We start from the raw sequence: 23,360 nt of genomic DNA on the forward strand, positions 1-23,360 counted from the left end.
AAAGTTGTGAAACAACACAGCAGAATGGGAGAGAAGGATGCAAAACAGAAACTATTTGAATAACAATAACATGCAAAAAGGAATTGCACTGGCGACCTGCATGGCAATCGTCATGGGACTGTTCACCGGGTGCGGGAAGAAGAACGATCTGCAGATTGCAGCGTCACCTGATGAAGTGCAGAAAGGGCGATATGTAGAGACGGAACTCTCACTTCCGGAGGAATGGAAGGACAAAAATATCAGCCAGATCTTCCGTTCGGGTGATGAATTACATTTTCTCGTGGCAGGCGGATCGGAAGGACAGACCACTCTGGAGGAATGGAAGCTGGGAGAAGGAGATACTCTGACGGAAGTGACGAAGGACTGGCTGAAGGCGCTTCCCGAGGGAAAGAATCTGGAGAGTAGTGACAGTTTTACATTGTTGCAGGATGCGGAGGGGAATCAGTGCCTGTACGGCAACTGTTACCGGGACGAGGAGAACTCTTCCGCACATCTGTGGAAGGAAGCGGACGGCAGTGCGCTGGATATTACACCACAGAAGTGGCTGGAGCCTATGGATATGGATGGCTATCGGTTCTATGATACGCCACAGTATGTGACAATGACGGAGGACGGATTGTTAGTGGGACTGTCTTATTTTTCCCTGGATGTTGTACTGGCACAGGACGGAAGTCTGGTAAGCAGTCAGGAGAGCGACAGTCTGATCGATAGCGGAACTCTGGCGGATAATAAGTGGGTCAGCGCTGTGGGAGACACGTTGTATCTGGCACAGGCAGATGAACAGGGCTCTGTGAACGGATTGTTACAGATGCAGCTGGATGGAAATAACGGGGCAAAAGCTAAGGGAGTGATTCCCTTTTCCCAGGACAGCTATAGCTCTGCTTATTTCAGTGTACTGGAGGACGGGACAGTCTATGCGGCGGATGCAGACGGATTCTTCCACTGTGATGCTGGAGATACCAACTGGCAGAAGCTGCTTCAGGGAATCGATACAGGTTTTTCTCTGTCGGATCAGTGGTGCCGGGATATTGTGGCACTGTCTGACGGCAGTGTATACGCATGGTTTGGAAGTGAGAGCGGGGACAAAATAATGATTTATCGATATGATCCCGATGCGGTGACAGAGGTGACCGAGGAACTGACGCTGTATACCGTGGAGGAGAGCTTCTTTTTACAGCAGGCTGCGGTGCAGTATCATAAGCAGCATCCGGAGGTGCTGATCCATGTGGATGCGGCAATCTCCATGACGGATAAATACAGCGGAAATGCGGATTATCAGCAGATATATCAGGATCTGAACACTTCCCTGACCTCCGGCAACGGACCGGATCTCATGGTGATGGACCATCTGAAACTGGACACGTATGCCTCTAAGGGCTTGCTGTTTAATCTGCAGGAGGTATTGCAGCCCATGGAAGAGGACGGAACCCTGCTTTCCAATATTACAACAGCGTATAAAGAGGCGGATGGAACCCGGTATGCGGTGCCGCTGCGATTCGGATTATTGTTAGCTGTCGGCAGGGACGTGCAGCCGGAGGAAATGAGCAGCATGGACGCTATTGCAAAGGCGGTATCCGGAAAGACGGAGAGCTATATGGGAGACCGTACCTGCGGCGAACTGGTGGAAGCGTTCTATCCGTTGATCGTGGATGATATTTTACAGAACCGTCAGGTGAATCGTGATACCTTACGTCCCTGGCTGGAAGATTTGAAGAAGATTGCGGATAACTGCGGTATCCTGCCTTCCAGAAAAGAAGGCCGTGCAGCGAATATCTGGGATCTGGGGGCTGATGTGAAGCTGGTACTTCAGGAGACCGACGGCTTTAATGAGGCAATGATGCCTTATGCAGTGGCGGAGCTTTTGAATGCCAATGTGGTATCTATGGAAAATGCATTTTATCCGAAGATGGTCATTGGAATCAACAGCCGGAGTGAGCATGTGGAGACTGCAAAAGACTTCCTGCGTTTTGCCCTGTCCGAAGAATTACAGAGCGTGGATACCTATGAGGGATTCCCTGTCAATGCAAAAGCGTTGGAGACGCAGGCTGCAGCAGACCACAGCAAGGCGGAAGCCTATACCACCTATGATATCGACGGCAGCAGCGTGGAATTCGCCATCAAAGCCTACTCTGAGGAGACCGCTAACCATCTGATGGAGCTGTGCAAGGCAGCCACCCTGTGCCTCAAGGAAGACACTCAGATCGAGACTTCCCTGACTGAGAGTTTACAGGCATACCTAAACGGGCAGGCGAGTGTGGAGGAAGCCATGGATGCTGTGGAAGGAAGCTTGAAGATGTATCTGGCGGAGTAGCGCTCTGCCCGGCATTCAATAGTCGATTACTGTACGATTTTTGTATAATATAATTGAAAAGAGAAATTCTCTTCAAGAAGGGAATAATTAGGAGAATGGCAAGTGAGCTGACACTAATTATTCTCTTTTTTGGATGATAAATATTGATATGAAAGTGTACGGGAAGTCGAAAAAAAGAAGTATATTTCGCAGGATCAGGTTTATAAAGTATCTTGTAAACATAGGGTAAAGTCGCTATAATTTTAAAAATAGGAAAGACAGTGGAAAGAATGGAGGCTTCTTTATGATTGGCGATGGCACTTATCGGGAATACGCAGGAAATACATTCAGTAAACAAGGCCTGCCTTTTCCTCAGTTCAGTTCTTTTACACCGATGAAATCAGAACATTATGTACATCCTCATGATGTGAGTTCTTACACAAAAAAGGATGGTACTTTTGTAAAGGGATTCTGGCGTGACGGAGATGGCAATACCGATTTAAACAGAGATATCGGATACTTTGCCGGGAATCCCAATCTCATATTGAAAGTGATTACGAAAGATCAGGGTACAAAATAATGTGGCATAAAGCAGGAAAAGTACAGAATATTAAAAAGATGGAAATTACGAAAACGGTCATAGCGGGAGATAAGAGAATCTGTTTTCGATTACAGGACGCTCTGACCGGAGAAGTCGACGCTCATGAAGAAATCTTAGATGAAGTATTGATTGACCATATGCTGGAACAGATAGCAAAAGTATTGAAGGATAACAGCTCTGCCTATAATCCGGTTCCAAGTGAGGTTGTGATTCGGGCAATCCCGGAAACATCCCGGGCGGATGGAAGAGAAGCGGAAGATAGAGCAGGACAGATATTTGAGTGTTGCGAACCCAGATTCTCCCTTGATCAGATTGCTTTGAATGAGACTACGAAGGAACAGATTCGTACGGCAATTGCAGCAGTAACCTATCGGAATAAAATGATCGGAGAATGGGGAATGTCCCAGTATTTTGACGGAAGCCGTGCAATTATTCTGAACTTTTACGGGAAACCGGGTACCGGTAAAAGCATGACTGCGGAGGCTGTGGCAAAGGAATTGGGCAAGAAAGTATACCGCATTAATTATGCAGATCTGGAATCCAAATATGTCGGCGATACTCCTAAAAATATTCGGAGTGTATTTGCAACTGCAGCTAAAGATAAGGCGGTGCTGATATTTGATGAGGCAGATTCCTTTTTGGGGAAACGATTGTCGTCGGTAACGCAATCAGCAGATTACGGGGTGAATATTGCACGCAGTGTAATGCTGATGGAACTTGAAAAATATGATGGCGTTGTAGTATTTACAACCAATCTTCTGGAGAATTATGATGAAGCTTTCAAAAGAAGAATTCTTCTGAGTATCTATTTTGATCTGCCGGATGAAGCTGCCAGAACACAGATCTGGAAACTACACCTGGGAGATAAATTACCGGTGGATGAGATGAGCACCCCCGAGTACCTGGCGGCAAAATATGAGGGAGTCTCTGGTGCGGATATTAAAGATATGGTATTTTATGCAGCACTGCATACATTGCAGGAAAAGAAGGAAGTTATAGACCGGGAGACATGGAATCAGGCATATGAAGTAATAAAGGAACGGTATTGCAACAGGGAAAAACAAAATGTGAAAGTAGTAAGCACCGAGAGAATTACGGAAGAACAATACCGACAGGAGATAAAAGGTTCGGAGGAATAACAGATGGATGACACAATTGTGACGATTTACCGTAAGGCGCAGATGGAGATTGTCAGCTGCCTGGCCGGGATAGATGATGCCATTGCAGAGGAAACCGGGTTTTACGATGCCGGATATGTACAATCTCAGGTAAAGAGGATTCAGAAGGAACTTCGCACAGCGCCGGCAGAACAACATCAGAAGCTGTTTTTCCATCTGATTTTCTGGATGTCAAACAGTTTTGCGGGGTTGGATGACTGTGAAAAGCTGGCAGAGGGGTATGATTTTCCTTTTATGGAATGCGTGGAAGCTCTGAAGGAATATCATGCCGGACACGACGACAGAGCGCTGGAACTTTTGGAAGCTCATTATCGCAAATATAAAAGTGTGGAGGGACATTTTCTGGTAAACAAAGTATTCGGATTACTTTGGGCGGAGAAAGGATTTGGTCAGAAAGCAATCCCCTTTCTGACCTATGCATTACAACTGAAGCCGGATGATGAAGAATGCCTGAAGACATTGAAAAAATGCTATGAACAGCAAAACAATGTTACGGGGAAAAAAGTGGTGGAAGAAATACTTGAAATGTTTGACTGAGGAGAAGAAAATGTATCGGGAAGAATATATACACTGCAGACAAAATCAGGCGTTTGAACAATATCGTGGAGGTATTTTACTACAGAAGGAAATAGAGAAGACCTATGAAGAGATTGATTATAAAATCCGTAGGCCGGATTTGCTGGGCAAGACAGTTCAGGTGACAGCGCACCAGTTCCCGACAGTAAATAAACTGGTTAAGAGCATCTGTGAATATGAGCAGATGGAATGTCCGCCGGTATATGTATACGAAGATTACTATTACGGGGCGGAGAGTTATGGTATTCGTAAGCCGTGGATAGAATTGTCAGCCAAGACAATTCAGGACTTTTCGGAAGAGGAACTGGGATTTGTCCTTGGCAGAGAAATCTACAAAATTGCAGATGGGGTGACCGGACAGAAGACCATGATGGAGGAGAGGTTTCGCATGATCCGTCAGATGGCGCCGAACCAGCTGGAACAGGCATCGAGGATTTCTTTTTATCATTGGTATCGGATTACTAATTATTCTGCGGATAATTACGGATATCTTCAGTGCGGTAACATACATACAGCAGTGAATGCCATTCTGAAAATGGTATTAAACAGTATCGGTCTGGCAGATCAGGTGGATATCAGAGAGTTTATCGGACAGGCTTCAGAGATTAATAGGCTGGATGATGACGTATTTAATTATACAAAGGCGGATGAACCGGTTCCCTATGCACCGCATCGGATTCAGAATCTTATGGCGTATGCAATATCGGAACGAGGACTTCGGGCGAGAGAGACAATGGAAAGGTGGAAGAGAGTATGAGTTTATTATTTGCAGCGGGTTTTGTTTTGGTGGGAGCAATCCTTACGGGAGTGCTTCTGGCCTTTTGGAACGATGTGAGAGACTGGCTGAACAATGTGGCGGCAGACACGGTTCAGAAGTATATCGGATATAATGCCAGAAAAGCCATGCAGAGAGCAGTATGTGTAGCTGACAGAGTGGTGAATAAGATCCGTACCAGATCCACGGTCTTTTATAAAAAAGATCGTCTGGATACCTATATGGATAAAGTCGTATTGGAAGCGGAGGCTCCAGTATATGAATTTGATGAAGAAGTGATCGACAAGATCAGAGAAAAAGGATCCATTGCACAGGAAATGAAATATTGCGGATAGGAACAGATAAAAATGGCACATTGGGAAAAGGTCAGCGAAAGTAATGAAAGCGGTAAAAACAGCGAAGATAATGTCAAAGTAGTATCTCATGAGAGGGTAAAGGACACCAATCCTGATATTTATGTAGAGCGCGGAAAGATTTTTTTTGAAAAAAAGGATTATAAGGCTGCGGAGAAAGAATATCTGGAAGCAGCCAGACTGTCCAGAATGAAGACAGAATATATCGATGAGTTAATGAAATTTTATTATGCAACCCGGCAAAAGGGCTATGAGAAGAAAGCGGACAAAATCTATAAAGCGTATCGAAAGTATGAGTATGATTTTGTCTCCATGGCGGTCTGTGGGTGTCTGGCATACGCCGGACTAACACAGGGACTGCTGTTTGTACTGATTATGTTTTTTGCCTTCTTTATCGGCGGTGCCTATTATGCGTTAAAACCGCATACTCAGTTTGTCTATGCTGCAAGAGGAGAAAACGGGAAATTGGTCGGAAAAGGAATCTTCGGGGCATTGTTCTTCTTTGTTGTGGTTGTAGTCAATATGTTCATGGTGTATATGAATTCCGGGGTAAATACATTATTAACCATAATCGAAGAAAATACAGCATGGAAATTGCTGGAACTGATCAGCGGAATCGTGAGCCTGGTGATTGCGCTTATCTATTTTAATCGATATATCACGGATGTACAGAGACTGGTGCTGAAAAAGAAAACGGGACTGCTCTATAAACTCAGTAAAGTAGTCAGAATCGGTGTGATGATCGTGGCAATTGGTATGGCATTGAACTGCTTGTCGGAGGTTTCCTATGACTGGAGAAAGCAGAGGGAGTGGGACACTTTAGCACAGAGATCAGAGGAGCCTGACAGTGTGTGGGATTTTTCTGTGGAAGAGAAAACAGGAGAGAAAACTGTGGATGTCGGGAAACGGTTCGAAGATGTGCTTGGATATGACAGTAGCAATTTGTATTACTATGGAGAGACTACACTGGAGGGACAGAATGCGGTTCTGTATGAATATGTAGATGATTATGGTGGAGCTGCGGATTACCTGGTTGCTGTACTGGAAGATGGTAGAGTGGGAAAATATTATGCTGACGGAACCTGGGAGATAGATTAGAAATTTTAGTTACTATGATTTCAATTACAGAAAAAGGTGATGGGAAACTTATTTATGCATATTTATGTGGATGCGGATGCCTGTCCGGTGGTGGACATTGTGGAAAAAACAGCACGGAAGTATCAGATTCCGGTGACACTTCTGTGTGACACCAACCATGTGCTGACTTCCGGTTACAGCGAGGTAGTGGTCGTAGGAGCAGGGGCAGATGCAGTGGATTATAAGCTGATCAGTCTCTGTCGCAGGGGTGATATCGTGGTAACTCAGGACTATGGCGTGGCAGCCATGGCGCTGGGCAAGAGTGCCTACGCCATCCACCAGTCCGGTAAATGGTACACGGATGAGAACATCGACCAGATGCTCATGGAACGACATCTGAATAAAAAGGCAAGAAGAGCTTCTCATAAAAATCATTTAAAAGGTCCGAAGAAGCGAACAGAAGAGGATGACGAGAGGTTTGCACAGTCCTTCGAGCAGCTGATAAAAGCGGCGCTGAAGGAAACCGTAAAGACTTATATTCCATAGGAAAGCAGTTTGTATAAGCATAAATATAAAGGATCTGAAGAGACGGACAAGGGAGTATAAGAGAGGGTCGTGTAATGGGATTATTTTCTAAGAGAACCGAAAAGAAGACTTACGACAGAAGCAATCAAAAACCTGTCATCAAAGCCAGCATCTGCAACGGTGAACAGGTGGCGGGATTCAAGGATATCCACACGGGAAAAATTGAAGAAGTCATGCTGATCCGCCGGGCGGAAGACCTTGAGACATTTAAGACGATGTATGGGATTGAGGGAGAGATTACGAAGGAATACTGAGGGGCCTCGCTTCAAATAGATAGCTACGAATGGAGATCTGCTATGGGAAACGATACAAATGTTAATATTGGAAATTCCGGAGAATATTTTGTTGCCGGTGAATTAGAGAGAAGAGGATATACTGTTGCGGTTCCAATGTCGAACGTGAAAGATTTTGATTTGCTGGCGATTGAACGGGATACACATAGACAGATTGCAATACAGGTAAAGACCACAGGATATAAGCAGAAAAAGTGGACATTATCAAAGAAAAATGAAACATTACTTGGAGATAATATATTCTATATATTTGTATCTCTGAATGAATTAGAAGCACCGGAATATCATATTGTTCCGAGCAAAATTGTTGCAGATACGATTCGTAAAAATCATGAGAAATGGCTTAATACTCCCGGAAAGAAGGGACAGAAACATAACAATACAAATATAAGAGAATTCTATGATTTGGAAGATAGCTATTTGGATCAATGGGAACTGCTAAAGATGGAACTTATAGATGATGGCAAGGTAGAAAACGGAATTTATTCATCACTGACCAGGTACATATCTAAATTTAGTAATCCCCCCCAGAGTAAGGTGATGCCGGAAAATAATATTGGTGATGGTACAATGGAGCATCCGTATCAGCTTCCGTATAGAACATATTCGAGAGAAATTGAAGACTTTGTTAAAGATGTATATGCTTTTGAAAGAAGTCACCCGGAGTATCAGTTATCCAGATATGTATTTATCTTGCAGTACTATGGTATACAATGGGATGAGAATGCAATGACTAATGTTAATATAGATGAATTGAACGGACAGGCTGTACTGGCTTTGATTATAGGGGCAGTTAGGGCGGAAAGATTCTGCAGTGGAGCACTGGAAGGGTTTCTTCAGAACGGATCGATAATCAAATGGCTTAAAAGGCTGAAAAAATTGTCTGATGCATTTGAAGAAAGTGAATAGTGCGGTGGTATAGAAGCGTAATTGATTTTAATAAAGCGAGGAATAGACTGTGAAAAGAAAAAATAATTTAGCACTGATGACAATATGTATTTTATCTTTTGTTTCCTGCGGAAAACAGGGAACTACAGCTACGGCAGAAGCCATCCCCACTGCCGTTGAATCCGTACAAGTATGCATTTAGATTTAGGGTAGATCAAAATAACAATATAATTGCAGTTGTAATAGAACCTATTCCAATGCAGTATTGGTCAGAAGATTGAGCTTGATTGAAAATTTACATTTTTAAAGGATTGCTTTGTAAATCCCTTGATTCAGCGGTATAATAAATTTAATGGAAAGGTGGTTAAAATATGTTATTGTATCATGGTTCAAAAAGCGGAATACAAGGAGATATTAAACCGAAAAGCAGAGCATCATGTGATTTTGGTTGTGGGTTCTATATGGGAGATAAACCAGACCAACCCAAAGGTTTGATCGCATCGTATGAAAATAACATGTTCTATGAGATAGAGTATGATACAGATAAACTAAAAATAAAAACATTTGAAGATAATTATATAAGTCAAATAGATTGGGCATTATTCATTGCATATAACAGACAGCCGGAAAAATTATCAGAGTATAGCCAACTATGTATGAGATATAAGACATACAATGAATTGTATGACATGATTGTTGGCGTAATTGCAGATGATAAGATGACACAGGTAATGCAATTATTTTTTAATGGACAAATGTGCGATAAGGCATTTATTGAGGCAATGCAATATGTCAGATTAGGTAAACAGTATGTATTGAAAACAGCTGAAGCATGTAAGAAAGAGCGTTTTGACATAATAAAAGCATATAAACTTACAGATGCAGATAAAAAAATAATCATAGCACAGAATACAAATAGAACTGGACAGCTAAGCAGCATGATAAACCAAATTCAAAGGAAATATAGGCGAGCACAAGATATAAAATTCTTTGATGAAATAATAGAGGAGTGGGATAAATAATGGATGCAACAACGTTTAACATTGGGATATGTGAAATGTCAGCAGATTTATTTGTACAGTCTGTTAAAAAAGGTTATGATTCAAAAGATTTTATAGAAAAGCTAATGAAGTCAGAAACGGCAAAGCATCTGTATAACAAGACAGATACGCAGATGTGGCTGGGCTCAAATTATATAATAGAGACATTAGAACAAGAGGTACAGATTAAAAAGGGAAAATTATATCCAGAGGATTTAATGTCGTGGATTGGATATCTGTTTGCGTGTTGGAACTTCACATATAAGGATGATACCCCAAAAGATATGATTGAACAGGCATCCGTAGATGTTTTGACACTTGAATACCAAGGATTACACGTTTTATCATTTGAAGATGCGATTAGAGAATTGAAAAACATATACAATGAAAAGCAGAGTAAATAGAAACAGAGTTAACTCCATATCTAATGACACCCACATCCCAGTGGGTGTTTCAGAGAGTAAAAGTTGTAACCCAACTGTACCCCCAAACTGGCTACAAACAAAAAAACAGGAAGCCTTGAATTATCAGGCTTCCCGCTTTATTAATTAATGCGGAAGATGGGACTTGAACCCACACGGTATTGCTACCACAAGATCCTTAGTCTTGCTCGTCTGCCAATTCCGACACTTCCGCATAGCGATACAAAATAATAATCATCTCGCATCACGCAAGAATGATAATAACATCTTCCCACAGCAATGTCAACATGATTTTAAAATTTGTAGGAATTTTTTATACACTTAAGACAGTTTGGGATAATGAGCATTATTTCCTTTTACCTATTTTTTGTTTCTGTTATAATAATTAATAAGAAATATGGCATAGACGGCTATCGGAAAATACAAACGAAAAGGAACAACAATTATGGAATCAAGAGTGGAACAGGCAGCAGAGAGAAAAATGTGTGGTTACAACTGTGCGCAGGCAGTGGCGTGCACGTACTGTGATCTGGCGGGAATTGACGAGGAGACAGTGAGGAATCTTACCCAGGGCTTCGCGGCAGGTATCGGTGGCAGCATGGAAGCCACCTGTGGAGCCGTCATCGGAGCGGTCAATATTCTGGGACTGATCAACAAGAATCCCCAGCGGACAATGCAAGGATCCCGGAAGATCATCAATCGCTTCAAGGGACAGAACGGGACATTGATCTGTAAGGAATTAAAGGGTATTACCGACGGTGTCGTGAAGAGAGAATGCGTGGATTGCGTCAGGGATGCTGCGGCTTTTCTGGAAGCGGAATTAGCGGATATGTAATCAGCCCTATCGCGGCTATCCGGCAACGGAATCGAAGAATTTATCTTTGAAAATTCCGGTGAAGAACAGACCGTCCATATTCCGGTTCTGGAGAAAGGCAACCAGTTCTTTGATGGCATCGTTGATGCTTTGAATCGTTTCGGCAGAGACACGTTTGTTCCTGCCGTGGATTACATTAGATACTGTTGTTGCACTGACACCGGTGGCTTGTGCAATATCTCGAATAGTAACCATAATATCTCCTTTGCACGGTAGGTTTAACCTTAAACCATTAACTGAATTCAGTGTAATACGAAAAAGAAACGGGAGCAAGAACTATGATAAAAGGAATTATATTTGATCTGGATGGTGTGCTGGTATCCACCGATGAGATGCACTATCTGGCATGGAAACGTCTGGCGGACGAATTGCAGATCACAGGATTTACGAGAGAGGACAATAGAAGACAGAGGGGAGTCAGCCGGATGGCATCGCTGGAGATCGTGTTGGAAAAAGCGGATCGTGTGTATACAGAGGAAGAAAAAGCAGAACTGGCGGAGCGGAAGAACAATTATTATCTGGAACTGCTGGAGCATATGGATGAATCGGCGGTACTTAAGAACGTGAAAGAGGTACTGGCAGGATTAAAAGAAAGAGGGCTTCTGCTGGCAGTGGGCTCTGCCAGCAAAAATGCACCGGTCATATTGGAGAAGACCGGATTACTGCCATATCTGGATAAGATCAGCTGCGGACTGGATACGACAAAGTCCAAACCGGATCCGGAGGTGTTTCTTGTCGCAGCACGTAAACTGGAACTTTCTCCCGGACAATGCCTGGTGGTGGAAGACTCAGCAGCGGGAATTGAGGCAGCTGCAGCCGGCGGCATGAAGTCTCTGGGGGTAGGACCTTTTTACCGGTTACTTCATGCAGACTATGAAGCACCTATGCTGTGCGAAGTGCAGAACTGGGACGAGATTCTAAAGTGAAAATGATTTGTGAAAGCTCCCTTTTTTCAGGGGAGCTTTTGTGCTATAATAAGTTCAATTACAGAAAGCCCCAAAAGGAATAAGAGACGAAATGAATACAAAAGAAACTTCAGCGGATAAAACAAAATACCGCCTGGCGGAAGCAGCAAAAAAGTGTATGGCGGCTTCCGGCACCGATGCCATGACCGTGACACAGATCGTGCAGACCTGCGGTGTGACGAGACAGACTTTTTATCGGAACTTCCAGGACAAATACGACCTGATCAACTGGTATTTTGATAAGCTCTTACTGGAATCTTTTGCACAGATGGGGGATGGGCTTACCGTATACGAAGGTTTAACCAGAAAGTTTGAATTTATTCAGAAGGAGAGGGTCTTTTTCGCGGGGGCATTCCGCTCGGACGATCATAATTCCCTGAGGGAACATGACTACGAACTGATCCTGGATTTTTATACACAGCTGATCAGGCGTAAGACCGGCAGACAGCCCGAAGAGAATATTTTATTCCCCTTGCGGCTCTATTGCAGAGGTTCCATTGATATGACCGTGGAATGGATCTTCGCTCCGAAGGAGAAAACCCCGGAGCAGATGGCGGCGCTGTTGGTAAGTGCATTTCCGGCACCGGTGACAGAATTATTTCAGCAGTTAGGCGTATTACGTTGAGGAAAAATGACCAAAAACATTTGTGAAAAATCAACAAAAGCAATGGACAAAATATGAAATTTCTGTAAAAAGTGACAGTCGAGGCAAACTGTCACTTTCTTTATGCGATGTTTACAGTTAGAATAAAATTATCAATAAGATCGTTTTTATGTCGAAAGGAGATTATGTATCATGGCAAACAGAATTATGCTCAACCAGACATCTTATCACGGTGCCGGAGCAATCGCAGAAATCGTAACCGAAGCAAAGGCTCATGCTTTTCAGAAAGCATTCGTATGTTCCGATCCGGATCTGATCAAGTTCGGTGTGACCGGAAAGGTAACCGATCTGCTGGACAAGGAAGGTCTTGCTTATGAAATTTATTCCGATATTAAGGCGAACCCCACCATTGACAATGTGAAAAACGGTGTGGCTGCTTTCAAGGCATCCGGCGCAGACTATATCATCGCCATCGGCGGCGGCTCCTCCATGGATACCTCCAAAGCCATCGGCATCATCATTGCCAACCCTGAATTCGAAGATGTACGCAGCCTGGAGGGCGTAGCACCTACCAAGAAGCCCTGCGTTCCCATTATCGCAGTGCCCACCACAGCAGGTACCGCAGCAGAGGTTACCATCAACTACGTTATCACCGATGTAGAGCGCAAGCGTAAGTTCGTATGTGTAGACCCTCATGATATGCCTATCATTGCTGTGGTAGATCCCGAGATGATGTCTTCTATGCCTAAGGGTCTGACCGCTTCCACCGGTATGGATGCACTGACCCATGCAATCGAAGGTTACACCACCAAGGCAGCCTGGGAGATGACCGATATGTTCCATCTGAAAGCCATCGAGATCATTTCCAAGTCCCTGCGAGGCGCGGTAGCTAATACTAAGGAAGGCCGCGAAGGCATGGCTCTGGGTCAGTACATTGCCGGTATGGGCTTCTCCAACGTAGGACTCGGTATCGCTCATTCCATGGCACATACCCTGGGTGCCGTATATGATACCCCTCATGGTGTTGCCTGCGCAATGATGCTTCCTATCGTTATGGAATACAATGCTGACTGCACCGGTGAAAAGTATCGTGAGATCGCCCGCGCTATGGGTGTGGAAGGTGTAGATCAGATGGATCAGGCTACCTACCGTAAGGCTGCTGTAGATGCTGTCCGTAAGCTGTCTGAGGATGTTGGTATTCCTTCCAAGCTGGAAGCACTGAAGGAAGAAGATCTTCCTTTCCTGGCAGAGTCCGCACATGCAGATGCCTGCGCACCCGGTAACCCCAAGGATGCAAGTGTAGAGGATCTGACCGCATTGTTCCGCAAGTTAATGTAATCATTAAATTTGCTACTGTTTTTCCGGAAAATAATATGGTATGCTGTAACTATTCAGAGCCATGCAAATCATGTCAAATGTACGTCAAATGCTTGCATTCGTAAGAACATTTGACATGATTTATATGGCGAAGTAACCACATGAGCAAAAAGTAAGCTCTGAAAGAGCGGTTTTGCGAATGCGGTTCTGAATAGTTACGGCATGCTGGATAACGAGCAGGCTTGCGAGAGCAGACCTGCTCGTTTTTAAAGGAATATGAACGAAATCAACAGGACAAAGGAAACAATAATGGGCAATACAAAACATACCAAAGAGCAGATCCGTGAAAGGATCCAACAGAAAAAGCTCCTCTTTGACGGAGCCTTCGGGACCTATTACGGAGGAAAATATGACACGAAACAGCTGCCGGAGCTGGCGAATCTGGAAGCCCCGGAACGGGTGAAGGAGATTCATACGGAGTACCTCGAAGCGGGAGCGCAGATTCTGCGTACCAACACCTTCGCAGCCAACAGCTTCTGCATGGATAGGTCCAAAGAACAGATCGAGGAGACTCTGCGAAGCGGCGTACGCCTGGCGAGAGAGGCGGTGGCTGCGTGGAGAGCACGCACCGGTGAGACAAAAGAAGTCTATATCGCCGGAGATATCGGACAGATTCCCGGGGATGCGCTGGCACAGAAGGATACTTTATGCCGCAAATACGAAGAGATCTGCCGTATTTTTCTGGAAGAAGGCGTGGACTTTTTTGTCTTTGAAACTTTTTCCGAGATGGAAGAGCTCCTGCCTGCGATCAAAATGATCGGGGAACAGGCATTTATTACGGTACAATTCTCTGTGAACCAGTTCGGTTACAGCAATGCAGGCTTAAGTGCCAGAAAGCTGTTGCAGAGAGCGGGAGCGATAAAAGAGATTGATGCCGTGGGCTTTAACTGCGGCGTGGGTCCTTCTCATATGTACCGGATCCTGCAGACACTTTATAAGCCCGCAGATAAATTCCTCACAGCCCTTTCGAATGCCGGTTACCCGCAGATGGTCACCGGACGCATGATCTTCACCGGGGATAACAGAGAATATTTTGTAGACAGAATGCAGCAGATGATAGCTCTTGGTGTGGATATGGCAGGCGGCTGCTGCGGTACGACACCGGAATATATTTCAGATCTTGCGGGAAAGCTGGACTTTACCCAGTATCCACAGACACAGGAAAAGGCAGAACCGGAGAAAAAACAGGCTGGCACAGAGGATCACTCTTTTTACCATAACAAGGAAGCAGAAGGCAGGAAGAAACTGATCGCCGTCGAACTGGCACCCCCTGCGGGTATTGACGATGAAAAGCTGATGGATGCCGCACATCTGTTGCAGAGAAGCGGTGTAGATGTACTGACTTTTCCGGATTCTCCCTCGGGACGTACCAGAGCGGATTCTATTCTCATGGCGGAAAAGGTAGCGCGGGAGACCGGTATGTGTGTCATGCCTCATATCTGCTGTCGTGATAAAAATGCCATCGCTATGCGTTCCCAGCTATTAGGAGCTTATATCAATGGTATTCACAATTTCCTTGTGATCACCGGTGATCCGATCCCCTCCATGGTGCGTACCACGGTAAAGAGTGTGTTCAATTTTGACTCCGTAGGTCTCATGCAGATCCTTGCGGACATGAACGAAGAGCAGTTTGCACAGGCACCGGTAAGCTACGGCGGTGCCATCAATCAGGGCAGACGGAATCTGGAAGTGGAGATCGGCAGAGTGAAGAAGAAAATGGCGGCAGGAGCCACATTTTTCCTGACGCAGCCAATATCCACGAAGGAGAGCGCGGATAGAGTGCGCCGGATCAAAGAGGAGACCGGAGCCAGGATACTCTGTGGCATCATGCCGTTTGTGAGCCTTAAAAATGCCACATTTATGAAAAATGAGATGGCTGGCATCGATGTGACGGACGAAGTGCTGGCGAGATACCGTGCGGATATGACCAGAGAAGAGGGAGAACAGGCCGGCGTACAGTTAGCAAAAGAAGTGATCACCATGACGGAGGACTTCGCGGACGGCTATTACTTCTCTTTCCCCTTCAATCGGGTGACTATGCTGGAAAAAATACTGGATTAATGGGATGTTTTTCAAAAACCGATCAAAAAAAGCGTTAATAAATCTTGGAATCATCCGATGTAAGTAGTATACTGTAATTAGTAGCAAAGAGCTTATGACCAAAAGGCTGATTCAAAACAGTTAACACGGAGGTGACTGTGATGAGTATTAATATTCAGGCAAAAACGAATTATTCTTTTCTGTTTTCCGGACTGAGTTCCTCTGCATCCAATGCGGTAAGCGGCAACTGGCTGGCAGATTATGCAAGTATTAAGAACGGCAGCTACGGGAAGCTGATGAAGGCATACTATGCCAAGGGCAGCGGCGATAGCAAGACCGCAGCTTCCACCATTACGAAGAAAGATACCGCAACAGATACAGCGAAGAAGGCGCTGGCGAAGGTAGAGACCACGACAGATGCTCTGAAGGAATCCGCAGATGCATTGTTAGCGACCGGTAAAAAGGATCTGTTCACCCAGAAGGATATCACTACCAAAGATGAGAATGGTGTGGAGAGTACTACCAAGGGGTACGACACTGACGCAATCTACAGTGCGGTGAACAGCTTTGTGACAAATTACAATAGCGTGATGGCTGCTGTGGATGATGTGAGCGATACCACAGTGAACAACCGCACGGAATCTCTGGGGAATACTACCATTGCCAATAGCAAGCAGCTGGCGAAGATCGGTATCACCATGAAAAATGACGGCACCTTATCCCTGGACAAGGATGCCTTTATGAAAGCGGATATGTCTACGGTAAAGAGCCTGTTTCAGGGAAATGGTTCCTACGGCTACCGTGTATCCGCACAGAGCTCAATGATCAATTTCGCAGCAGATCATGCTTCCACCAGAAGCAGTCTGTACACCGGAAGCGCAGGATATACCGGCCTTTATAATGCAGGTAACCTGTTCAGCTCTTATATGTAATATATTTGCTATTTTATATATTTTTTAAATTATTTGAAAAATAATATTGACATTTACCGACAAGTGTTGTAAGATACACTTGTTCGCAGAAATGGCGGAATTGGCAGACGCGCACGGTTCAGGTCCGTGTGGTAGTGATACCATGAGGGTTCAAGTCCCTCTTTCTGCATCACATGAGCGGTGATCATAAGATCGCCGCTTTTTTTTTTCGGGCTACGATCATATCCGAAAGTTTTTTAAATTATTTGAGAAATAGTGTTGACATTTTGAAACAAATACTGTAAGATACATCTTGTTCGCAGAAATGGCGGAATTGGCAGACGCGCACGGTTCAGGTCCGTGTGGTAGTGATACCATGAGGGTTCAAGTCCCTCTTTCTGCATCACATGGCGGTGACCGAAAGGTTGCCGCCTTTGTTGTATATAGAATTTTGCTGTATCTAGTATAACAGTTTTAAATTAACTACCCCATATCACTTGCCTATTTTCCCGATAGCACAGGCTAAAAATCCTCAGCGTAGCCCGCTACGCCTACGTTTTTTATCCTGCACTCTCAGAAAAATATTCTACGTGAATGGTGTAGTTATTTAGAAACCGTTATACTAGAATTAAGAAGGTGAGACAGAATGAAGACAGATCAAATACAGAAGGTACACAAGGATTGGTACAAACTGGACTTGTCGGCGATCGTATATCCTACATTGCAGAGGAGAGATTTCTCTTCCGTGTATCGATTGTCTGTTCTGTTAAAAGAAGATATAGACCCGGAAATACTGCAGCGGGCGGTGAATCTGACTATGCCTCGTTTTCCGACGTATAAAGCGGCAATTCGGAAGGGTGTATTCTGGCGATATCTGGAACCGAATGACAGACCAGGCCCTTTTGTGCAGGAGGATGTAAAGAACCCCTGCCAGCCCATGCATTTTAAAGGCAATAACCGGTATCTGGTAAGAATCTATTACTATCGTAACCGGATCGCACTGGAGGCGCATCACAGTCTGGGAGACGGCACCGGCGGAATGTGTGTGCTGCAGACACTGACAGCCACTTATCTGCGTCTGAAGGGACATTCAGAGATTGAAAATGGAGGGTTCGTATTGGACATTCTGGGGATCCCGGACCCGGGAGAGCTGGAAGATGCTTATATGAAATATGCCAACGCCAAAGTCTGTCCACCCAGGCCGGGAGAGAAGACTTATCGTGTCAGGGGGACGAAGGAACCTTTCTATACGCTGAACATTATAGACGGCATTATGTCGGTGTCGGAGGTGATGCAGGTAGCGAAAAGCTATAATGCTACCATTACCGAATATCTGAATTCGGTTCTGCTCTATGCCCTGATGCAGAAGCAGGAGAGTGAATGGCATTTGAAGCTCCGACCGGTAAAAATTGCCATGCCGGTGAACCTGCGCCGCTTTTTCCCATCCAGGACCCTGAGGAATTTTATCACCATGATCTACCCGGGGATCGACCCCAGACTGGGAGAGTACACTTTCGAAGAAATTGTGACACAGGTGCATAACTACATGCGCTATTATCTGAATGAAAAGCTGCTGCGGGGCGATATCACTACGAACGCGGAGACCCAGAGGAATCCTTTCATCCGTATTGTGCCGCTGTTTATTAAAGATCTGGTGGTCCGCCAGTTCTATACCAAGATTCAGGATAAGAATTCTTCGGCAGGCCTGACCAACATGGGAGCTCTGAAGGTCCCGGAGACTATGAAGCCATATATTGAACGCTTTGATATTTATATGGGACAGCCTTTTTCCACGAGAACGAACTGTGCCATTGCCAGTTTTGAGGATATTCTGACGATCAATTTTGCCAGCAGTATTGCAGAGACCGATGTAGAGCGGCTGTTTTTCCGCAAGCTGGTACAGGATGGCATTCATGTAAAAATAGAAAGTAATCGATAAATCGCTTTGACAGAGAGAAAGGAAGCAATTATGTCATATTGTGTGAATTGTGGTGTGGAACTGGATGCTTCGGCAACAAAGTGTCCGCTGTGCGATACTCCGGTCTATAATCCGAAAGCACCGGAACCGTCTACGCAGCCGTCTCCTTTTCCGAAGGAAAAAGGTCAGGTGGAAGTAGTAAAAAGAAAAGATCTGGGGGTACTGCTGACTGTGATCGTACTGGCAACGGCAGTGACCTGCGGACTTTTGAACGCACTTGTATTCCGGAGCAGTCTATGGTCCCTTGCGGTGATCGGAGTATTCCTGGTATTGTGGGTGATCATGATCCCTGTAGTCATCTATACGAGACAGCCTGTTTATCTGTCGATTCTGTTAGACGGTGTGGCGGTGATCGTGTATCTGTATCTGCTGACCTATCTGACGGGACAGAGTGGCTGGTTTTATGGATTGGGCATTCTGGTGGTGCTGCTTGTCATAGCGGTGGTAGAAGCGGTGACTTTTTGTATCCGTAAGCTTCCGATGTCATTCCTTACGGGAGCTTTATACCTGATCTCCGGAGTAGCAGTATTGTGTGTGGGACTGGAAATTCTTATCGACCGCTTCCTGGGACTTGGCATTGAACTTCGGTGGTCGGCGATCGTGCTGACGATCTGTGTGATCGTGGACATTACGATCGCGACACTTTTGTCCCGGAGAAGACTGCGCAATGCAGTACGCAGACGGCTTCATTTTTAACAGGAGGAATTTATGGCACTGGTAGGAAAAAACAGTGAAAAGAACAATCAGAATCTAATGCAGCTGATCCGCAGGGCACATGGACTGGTGGAAAACCCGGATCTGGAAAAGCACAGACAATCCCAGGATCATATCGGAGAACTGTTGGGGAACAGCAAGGAGATTCAATACCGCCCGGTGGATGTTGAAGGAATGGATGCGGAATGGGTCAGCGTGAATCGTGCACATATGAAAAAGTATGTCATCCTGCATTGTCATGGAGGAGGATATTCCACCGGCAGCAGCATCTATGCCAGAACTCTGACCTCCAAGCTGGCATCGGGCACTTCTATGGATGTGTTGTGCTTTGACTACCGGCTGGCTCCGGAGCATCCTTACCCGGCAGCCACGCAGGATGCCATGAAGGCCTGGAATTATCTGATGCTTTTGGGCTACGGAGCGAGAGACGTCATCGTTACAGGAGATTCTGCCGGCGGTAATCTGGCACTGTCCCTGGTGCTGAAATTAAAGGAGCAGGAGCGTCTGCTTCCGAGAGGCATCGTACTGATGTCCCCCTGGACGGATCTCACCGGCGGAGGCAAGACGTTCCAGACCAAGGCGGAAGTGGATCCTGTACTGGACAGAGAATACATCGACCGCATGACGAAAGCCTATGCTCCCGACAGAGACCTGACGGATCCTTATATTTCTCCGCTGTATGGCGATTTCCGCGGATTCCCGCCCGTCTACATTCAGGTTGGAGAGAATGAGATATTATTAGACGATTCTCTGCGGCTCTACAAGAACCTGATCAAGGCCGGCGTGTCCGCTCATATGGATCGTTTCCCCGGGATGTGGCATGTCTTTCAGATGTCACCCTTCAAAAGGGCCAATGAGGCCATGGATAAAAGTGCGGAATTCATTTATTCTGTGTGCAGATAGCCGGGTTCAAAATTTAGTTAAAAATTTTGAACCCGGGAAAAGGATTTTCCGGACAGGCACAGAATATTAGAAGTAGGGGCAGGAGGAACTATGACGATCAGAGAAAGCTTGGAACAATGGGAACAGGATTATTTAAGTCCGTACGCATCCCTGAGTGTAAATTCAAAGGGACGGTTGAAGCCTGAGGAACAGTGTGATATCCGGCCGGTATTTCAACGGGACAGAGACCGTATTATCCACTGCAAGGCATTCCGCAGACTGAAGGATAAAACACAGGTGTTTCTGACACCGGAGGGAGACCACTATCGGACCAGACTGACGCATACACTGGAGGTATCCCAGACAGCCAGAACCATAGCAAAGGCTCTGAAGCTGAACGAGGATCTGGTGGAGGCAATTGCACTGGGGCATGATCTGGGACATACACCGTTCGGACATGCGGGAGAGCGGGCTCTGAACAGAGTCTGTCCGTTTGGATTCGAGCATGCAGAGCAGAGTGTCCGCACCGTGGATATTCTGGAAAAGGACGGTAAGGGACTGAATCTGACGTATGAAGTACGTGACGGTATCCGGAACCATCAGACCATTGGCAAGCCTCATACTTTGGAAGGCAAGATCGTCAGACTTTCCGATAAGATCGCCTATATTCACCATGATATGGATGATGCCATCCGGGGAGGAATTCTCACGGAGGCAGATGTCCCGAAGGAAATTTGTGAAGTGATCGGCAGCAGCCCCACTGAGAGACTGGATCACTTTATTCATGATATTGTAACCAACAGTATGGACAAGGATGATATCCTGATGTCGGAACCGGTGGCGGAAGCCATGACGAAGATCCGACAGTTCATGTTTGAGAGAGTCTATAAAAATCCCATCGCCAAAAGTGAAGAGGGAAAGGCGGAGATGCTGATGGAGACGTTATATCAACATTTCCTGAAACATCTGGATGATCTGCCGGAGGAATACCTGAATCTCCTATCTGTCGGAGAGCCGAGAGAGAAGGTAGTCTGTGACTATGTGGGAGCCATGACGGACCGCTTTGCCATAGCGGTCTATGAAGACATCTACATACCGAAATCCTGGCAGCGATAGTGTATTACAACAAAACGGAGTAAAAAGAGTGTATTACCCTGAAGAACTGGTAGAAGAAGTCAGAGCCAGGAATGATATCGTGGATGTTATTTCCGGTTATGTGACATTGAAAAAAAAGGGAAGCAACTATTGGGGCTGCTGTCCTTTTCATAACGAGAAAACACCTTCTTTTTCGGTGTCTTCGAATAAGCAGATGTATTACTGCTTCGGATGCCATGCCAGCGGAAATGTATATACATTTCTCATGAAGTATGAAAATGATACTTTTCCGGAGGCAGTCAAGATCCTGGCAGATCGTGCGGGAGTGAAGCTGCCGGAAGTGGAAGAGACACCGGAACAGAAGAAAAAGGCCGGCAAGCGGATGCGGCTGCTGGAGGTCAATAAGGAGGCAGCCAGATATTTTTATTATATGCTGCGCAGTCCTCACGGAGAAGTGGGAATGCGTTATCTGACGGAACGAAAGCTGACCGACGAGACTATGCATCATTTCGGACTGGGCTACGCCGGGAAAAACGGCGAGCAGGTAGTCCAGTATCTGCGTAAAAAAGGCTTTACCGATGAAGAGATCAAAGATTCCGGACTTGCGATGTTCTCGGAACAGAGAGGACTCAGAAGTCAGTTTTGGAACCGGGTGATGTTCCCAATACAGGATATTAACCACCGGGTGATCGGCTTCGGAGGCAGGGTCATGGGAGACGGCGAACCGAAGTACCTGAATTCCCCGGAGACCATGATCTTCGATAAGAGACGTAACCTCTACGGACTGAATTTCGCAAGGACCGCCAGGACGGGCAACATTATCCTGTGCGAGGGATATATGGATGTCATTGCCATGCACCAGGCAGGATTCACACAGGCGGTGGCATCTCTGGGAACGGCATTTACGGTAGAGCAGGCGAATCTCCTGCACCGCTATGCGGAGAATATTCTCCTCGCATACGATAGCGACGGTGCCGGAACGAAAGCAGCACTGCGGGGGATCGGGATCCTGAGAGAGGCCGGACTTACCGGCAAGGTCATCAATATGCGACCGTATAAAGACCCGGATGAATTCATCAAGAATCTCGGAAAAGAAGCTTTTCAGGAACGGATCGATCAGGCGGAGAACAGCTTTTATTTTGAGATCCGTATCTTAAGCGAACAGTACGATCAGAGCGATCCGGAGCAGAGGACAAAGTTCCACCGGGAGATTGCACAGAAGCTGTGTGAATTCTCGGAAGATCTGGAAAGAGAAAATTATCTGCAGGCAATTGCGGAAAAATACATGATCCGTCCGGACGATCTGCGCAAAATGGTAGTCGGGATTGCGTCGCAGACGGGACTGGCAAGACCTTTGGAACGACCGAGAAGCGGTGTACAGAAAAAGGATCCCGCCGAGAATGGGCGCAGGTCCCAACGACTTCTGATCACCTGGATCAGCGATGATCCGTCCCTGTACCGGATCGTAAGGAAATATATTTCCCCGGAGGATTTCACCGAGGAACTGTACCGGAAAGTAGCGGAGAGGCTATTCGATGAACTGGACAGAGATCAGTTCCAGCCTGCAGGAATCATCAGTATGTTTGAAGATGAGGAAGAACAGAGGGAGGCTGCGGAGCTGTTCCATACCACGCTCCCCGAGCTGTCCACCCGCCAGGAGAGGGAGAGAGCTTTCCATGATATTCTGCTGGCAGTGAAGAAAAACAGCTATCAATACTATATGGCAAAGCTGGGGACGGACGTCAATGCCGTGAAACAGGCAGTAGAAGGGAAAAAAGCCCTGGAAGAATTACAAAGGACGCATATTTCCCTGGAATAATGGGATTTAGGCTTTCGAATAGT

24 protein-coding genes and 3 tRNA genes are annotated in these 23,360 nt (G+C 45.7%); 25 read left to right on the forward strand and 2 right to left on the reverse strand.

Features of this window, described 5'->3' with window-relative positions; genetic code table 11:
• Positions 1–37 precede the first annotated feature (37 nt).
• The 12 genes from FYJ59_RS01130 (at position 38) to FYJ59_RS01185 (ending at position 10,060) form a co-directional block, all read left to right on the forward strand.
• Positions 38–2,311, forward strand: coding sequence for an extracellular solute-binding protein (locus FYJ59_RS01130; RefSeq protein WP_154494919.1), 2,274 nt, complete (start codon positions 38–40; stop codon positions 2,309–2,311).
• A gap of 283 nt (positions 2,312–2,594) precedes the next feature.
• Positions 2,595–2,870: a hypothetical protein gene (locus FYJ59_RS01135; protein ID WP_154494920.1), complete on the forward strand. Its 276-nt coding sequence runs from the start codon at positions 2,595–2,597 to the stop codon at positions 2,868–2,870.
• A 38-nt stretch (positions 2,871–2,908) separates the two neighbouring features.
• Complete coding sequence (locus tag FYJ59_RS01140; protein ID WP_205839418.1) at positions 2,909–4,030, forward strand: ATP-binding protein; 1,122 nt, start codon at positions 2,909–2,911, stop codon at positions 4,028–4,030.
• A gap of 3 nt (positions 4,031–4,033) precedes the next feature.
• Complete coding sequence (locus FYJ59_RS01145; RefSeq protein WP_154494922.1) at positions 4,034–4,606, forward strand: hypothetical protein; 573 nt, start codon at positions 4,034–4,036, stop codon at positions 4,604–4,606.
• 10 nt (positions 4,607–4,616) lie between these two features.
• The gene (locus FYJ59_RS01150) at positions 4,617–5,402 is read left to right on the forward strand and encodes a M48 family metallopeptidase (protein WP_154494923.1); all 786 of its coding nucleotides are present in this window, start codon (positions 4,617–4,619) and stop codon (positions 5,400–5,402) included.
• Entirely contained in the window at positions 5,399–5,755 is a 357-nt protein-coding gene (locus tag FYJ59_RS01155; protein WP_154494924.1) for a hypothetical protein, read from the forward strand. Before FYJ59_RS01150 ends, FYJ59_RS01155 begins: the two co-directional genes overlap by 4 nt.
• 12 nt (positions 5,756–5,767) lie before the next feature.
• On the forward strand, positions 5,768–6,871 hold the full coding sequence (locus FYJ59_RS01160; RefSeq protein ID WP_154494925.1) for a hypothetical protein: 1,104 nt from the start codon (positions 5,768–5,770) through the stop codon (positions 6,869–6,871).
• A 54-nt stretch (positions 6,872–6,925) separates the two neighbouring features.
• Positions 6,926–7,396, forward strand: a complete 471-nt coding sequence (locus FYJ59_RS01165; protein ID WP_154495021.1) for a YaiI/YqxD family protein — start codon at positions 6,926–6,928, stop codon at positions 7,394–7,396.
• A gap of 74 nt (positions 7,397–7,470) precedes the next feature.
• Positions 7,471–7,689: a hypothetical protein gene (locus FYJ59_RS01170; RefSeq protein ID WP_022154569.1), complete on the forward strand. Its 219-nt coding sequence runs from the start codon at positions 7,471–7,473 to the stop codon at positions 7,687–7,689.
• A gap of 42 nt (positions 7,690–7,731) precedes the next feature.
• A complete protein-coding gene (locus FYJ59_RS01175) occupies positions 7,732–8,637 on the forward strand; it encodes a DUF6508 domain-containing protein (RefSeq protein WP_154494926.1) in 906 nt (301 codons plus the stop codon).
• Positions 8,638–8,987: 350 nt separating this feature from the next.
• Entirely contained in the window at positions 8,988–9,638 is a 651-nt protein-coding gene (locus FYJ59_RS01180) for a DUF3990 domain-containing protein (RefSeq protein ID WP_154494927.1), read from the forward strand.
• Complete coding sequence (locus FYJ59_RS01185; RefSeq protein WP_154494928.1) at positions 9,638–10,060, forward strand: hypothetical protein; 423 nt, start codon at positions 9,638–9,640, stop codon at positions 10,058–10,060. Before FYJ59_RS01180 ends, FYJ59_RS01185 begins: the two co-directional genes overlap by 1 nt.
• A gap of 148 nt (positions 10,061–10,208) precedes the next feature.
• On the opposite strand, the gene FYJ59_RS01190 is transcribed toward FYJ59_RS01185, so the two are convergent.
• Positions 10,209–10,292 (reverse strand) — tRNA-Leu (locus tag FYJ59_RS01190).
• A 231-nt stretch (positions 10,293–10,523) separates the two neighbouring features.
• Between FYJ59_RS01190 and FYJ59_RS01195 the strand changes: the two genes are divergently transcribed.
• A complete protein-coding gene (locus tag FYJ59_RS01195; RefSeq protein WP_154494929.1) occupies positions 10,524–10,913 on the forward strand; it encodes a C-GCAxxG-C-C family protein in 390 nt (129 codons plus the stop codon).
• Between the two features lie 15 nt (positions 10,914–10,928).
• On the opposite strand, the gene FYJ59_RS01200 is transcribed toward FYJ59_RS01195, so the two are convergent.
• Positions 10,929–11,147: a LacI family DNA-binding transcriptional regulator gene (locus FYJ59_RS01200; RefSeq protein ID WP_154494930.1), complete on the reverse strand. Its 219-nt coding sequence runs from the start codon at positions 11,145–11,147 to the stop codon at positions 10,929–10,931.
• Positions 11,148–11,230: 83 nt separating this feature from the next.
• Between FYJ59_RS01200 and pgmB the strand changes: the two genes are divergently transcribed.
• The 12 genes from pgmB to dnaG all read left to right on the forward strand — a co-directional run bounded on the left by pgmB (position 11,231) and on the right by dnaG (position 23,337).
• On the forward strand, positions 11,231–11,878 hold the full coding sequence (gene pgmB / locus FYJ59_RS01205; protein WP_154494931.1) for a beta-phosphoglucomutase: 648 nt from the start codon (positions 11,231–11,233) through the stop codon (positions 11,876–11,878).
• A 91-nt stretch (positions 11,879–11,969) separates the two neighbouring features.
• Positions 11,970–12,542, forward strand: coding sequence for a TetR/AcrR family transcriptional regulator C-terminal domain-containing protein (locus FYJ59_RS01210; protein WP_154494932.1), 573 nt, complete (start codon positions 11,970–11,972; stop codon positions 12,540–12,542).
• 171 nt (positions 12,543–12,713) lie between these two features.
• Complete coding sequence (gene fucO, locus FYJ59_RS01215; RefSeq protein ID WP_154494933.1) at positions 12,714–13,859, forward strand: lactaldehyde reductase; 1,146 nt, start codon at positions 12,714–12,716, stop codon at positions 13,857–13,859.
• A gap of 288 nt (positions 13,860–14,147) precedes the next feature.
• Positions 14,148–15,959 (forward strand): bifunctional homocysteine S-methyltransferase/methylenetetrahydrofolate reductase, encoded by a 1,812-nt coding sequence (locus FYJ59_RS01220; RefSeq protein WP_154494934.1) that lies wholly within the window; start codon positions 14,148–14,150, stop codon positions 15,957–15,959.
• 140 nt (positions 15,960–16,099) lie between these two features.
• Positions 16,100–16,870 carry a flagellar filament capping protein FliD gene (fliD, locus tag FYJ59_RS01225; protein ID WP_154494935.1) on the forward strand — a complete coding sequence of 257 codons (771 nt, stop codon included), beginning with the start codon at positions 16,100–16,102 and terminating at the stop codon, positions 16,868–16,870.
• A gap of 85 nt (positions 16,871–16,955) precedes the next feature.
• A tRNA-Leu gene (locus tag FYJ59_RS01230) sits at positions 16,956–17,039 on the forward strand.
• 129 nt (positions 17,040–17,168) lie between these two features.
• Positions 17,169–17,252: transfer RNA gene (locus tag FYJ59_RS01235), tRNA-Leu, on the forward strand.
• A gap of 243 nt (positions 17,253–17,495) precedes the next feature.
• Positions 17,496–18,788, forward strand: coding sequence for an alcohol acetyltransferase (locus FYJ59_RS01240; protein WP_118550579.1), 1,293 nt, complete (start codon positions 17,496–17,498; stop codon positions 18,786–18,788).
• Between the two features lie 30 nt (positions 18,789–18,818).
• A complete protein-coding gene (locus FYJ59_RS01245; protein WP_154494936.1) occupies positions 18,819–19,523 on the forward strand; it encodes a DUF6320 domain-containing protein in 705 nt (234 codons plus the stop codon).
• Between the two features lie 12 nt (positions 19,524–19,535).
• On the forward strand, positions 19,536–20,444 hold the full coding sequence (locus tag FYJ59_RS01250; protein WP_154494937.1) for an alpha/beta hydrolase: 909 nt from the start codon (positions 19,536–19,538) through the stop codon (positions 20,442–20,444).
• 90 nt (positions 20,445–20,534) lie between these two features.
• Positions 20,535–21,539, forward strand: a complete 1,005-nt coding sequence (locus tag FYJ59_RS01255; RefSeq protein WP_022153215.1) for a deoxyguanosinetriphosphate triphosphohydrolase — start codon at positions 20,535–20,537, stop codon at positions 21,537–21,539.
• A gap of 28 nt (positions 21,540–21,567) precedes the next feature.
• A complete protein-coding gene (gene dnaG, locus FYJ59_RS01260; RefSeq protein WP_022153214.1) occupies positions 21,568–23,337 on the forward strand; it encodes a DNA primase in 1,770 nt (589 codons plus the stop codon).
• Positions 23,338–23,360: the final 23 nt, after the last annotated feature.

Origin of the sequence: Waltera intestinalis (assembly GCF_009695995.1) — a bacterium.
Lineage (GTDB): Bacteria > Bacillota > Clostridia > Lachnospirales > Lachnospiraceae > Acetatifactor > Acetatifactor intestinalis.

Bases quoted from the DNA above. Each gene is read 5' to 3' on its own strand.
- FYJ59_RS01130 (WP_154494919.1), top strand. From the start codon at position 38: ATGCAAAACAGAAACTATTTGAATAACAATAACATGCAAAAAGGAATT.
- FYJ59_RS01135 (WP_154494920.1), top strand. From the start codon at position 2,595: ATGATTGGCGATGGCACTTATCGGGAATACGCAGGAAATACATTCAGT.
- FYJ59_RS01140 (WP_205839418.1), top strand. From the start codon at position 2,909: ATGGAAATTACGAAAACGGTCATAGCGGGAGATAAGAGAATCTGTTTT.
- FYJ59_RS01145 (WP_154494922.1), top strand. From the start codon at position 4,034: ATGGATGACACAATTGTGACGATTTACCGTAAGGCGCAGATGGAGATT.
- FYJ59_RS01150 (WP_154494923.1), top strand. From the start codon at position 4,617: ATGTATCGGGAAGAATATATACACTGCAGACAAAATCAGGCGTTTGAA.
- FYJ59_RS01155 (WP_154494924.1), top strand. From the start codon at position 5,399: ATGAGTTTATTATTTGCAGCGGGTTTTGTTTTGGTGGGAGCAATCCTT.
- FYJ59_RS01160 (WP_154494925.1), top strand. From the start codon at position 5,768: ATGGCACATTGGGAAAAGGTCAGCGAAAGTAATGAAAGCGGTAAAAAC.
- FYJ59_RS01165 (WP_154495021.1), top strand. From the start codon at position 6,926: ATGCATATTTATGTGGATGCGGATGCCTGTCCGGTGGTGGACATTGTG.
- FYJ59_RS01170 (WP_022154569.1), top strand. From the start codon at position 7,471: ATGGGATTATTTTCTAAGAGAACCGAAAAGAAGACTTACGACAGAAGC.
- FYJ59_RS01175 (WP_154494926.1), top strand. From the start codon at position 7,732: ATGGGAAACGATACAAATGTTAATATTGGAAATTCCGGAGAATATTTT.
- FYJ59_RS01180 (WP_154494927.1), top strand. From the start codon at position 8,988: ATGTTATTGTATCATGGTTCAAAAAGCGGAATACAAGGAGATATTAAA.
- FYJ59_RS01185 (WP_154494928.1), top strand. From the start codon at position 9,638: ATGGATGCAACAACGTTTAACATTGGGATATGTGAAATGTCAGCAGAT.
- FYJ59_RS01195 (WP_154494929.1), top strand. From the start codon at position 10,524: ATGGAATCAAGAGTGGAACAGGCAGCAGAGAGAAAAATGTGTGGTTAC.
- FYJ59_RS01200 (WP_154494930.1), bottom strand. From the start codon at position 11,147: ATGGTTACTATTCGAGATATTGCACAAGCCACCGGTGTCAGTGCAACA.
- pgmB (WP_154494931.1), top strand. From the start codon at position 11,231: ATGATAAAAGGAATTATATTTGATCTGGATGGTGTGCTGGTATCCACC.
- FYJ59_RS01210 (WP_154494932.1), top strand. From the start codon at position 11,970: ATGAATACAAAAGAAACTTCAGCGGATAAAACAAAATACCGCCTGGCG.
- fucO (WP_154494933.1), top strand. From the start codon at position 12,714: ATGGCAAACAGAATTATGCTCAACCAGACATCTTATCACGGTGCCGGA.
- FYJ59_RS01220 (WP_154494934.1), top strand. From the start codon at position 14,148: ATGGGCAATACAAAACATACCAAAGAGCAGATCCGTGAAAGGATCCAA.
- fliD (WP_154494935.1), top strand. From the start codon at position 16,100: ATGAGTATTAATATTCAGGCAAAAACGAATTATTCTTTTCTGTTTTCC.
- FYJ59_RS01240 (WP_118550579.1), top strand. From the start codon at position 17,496: ATGAAGACAGATCAAATACAGAAGGTACACAAGGATTGGTACAAACTG.
- FYJ59_RS01245 (WP_154494936.1), top strand. From the start codon at position 18,819: ATGTCATATTGTGTGAATTGTGGTGTGGAACTGGATGCTTCGGCAACA.
- FYJ59_RS01250 (WP_154494937.1), top strand. From the start codon at position 19,536: ATGGCACTGGTAGGAAAAAACAGTGAAAAGAACAATCAGAATCTAATG.
- FYJ59_RS01255 (WP_022153215.1), top strand. From the start codon at position 20,535: ATGACGATCAGAGAAAGCTTGGAACAATGGGAACAGGATTATTTAAGT.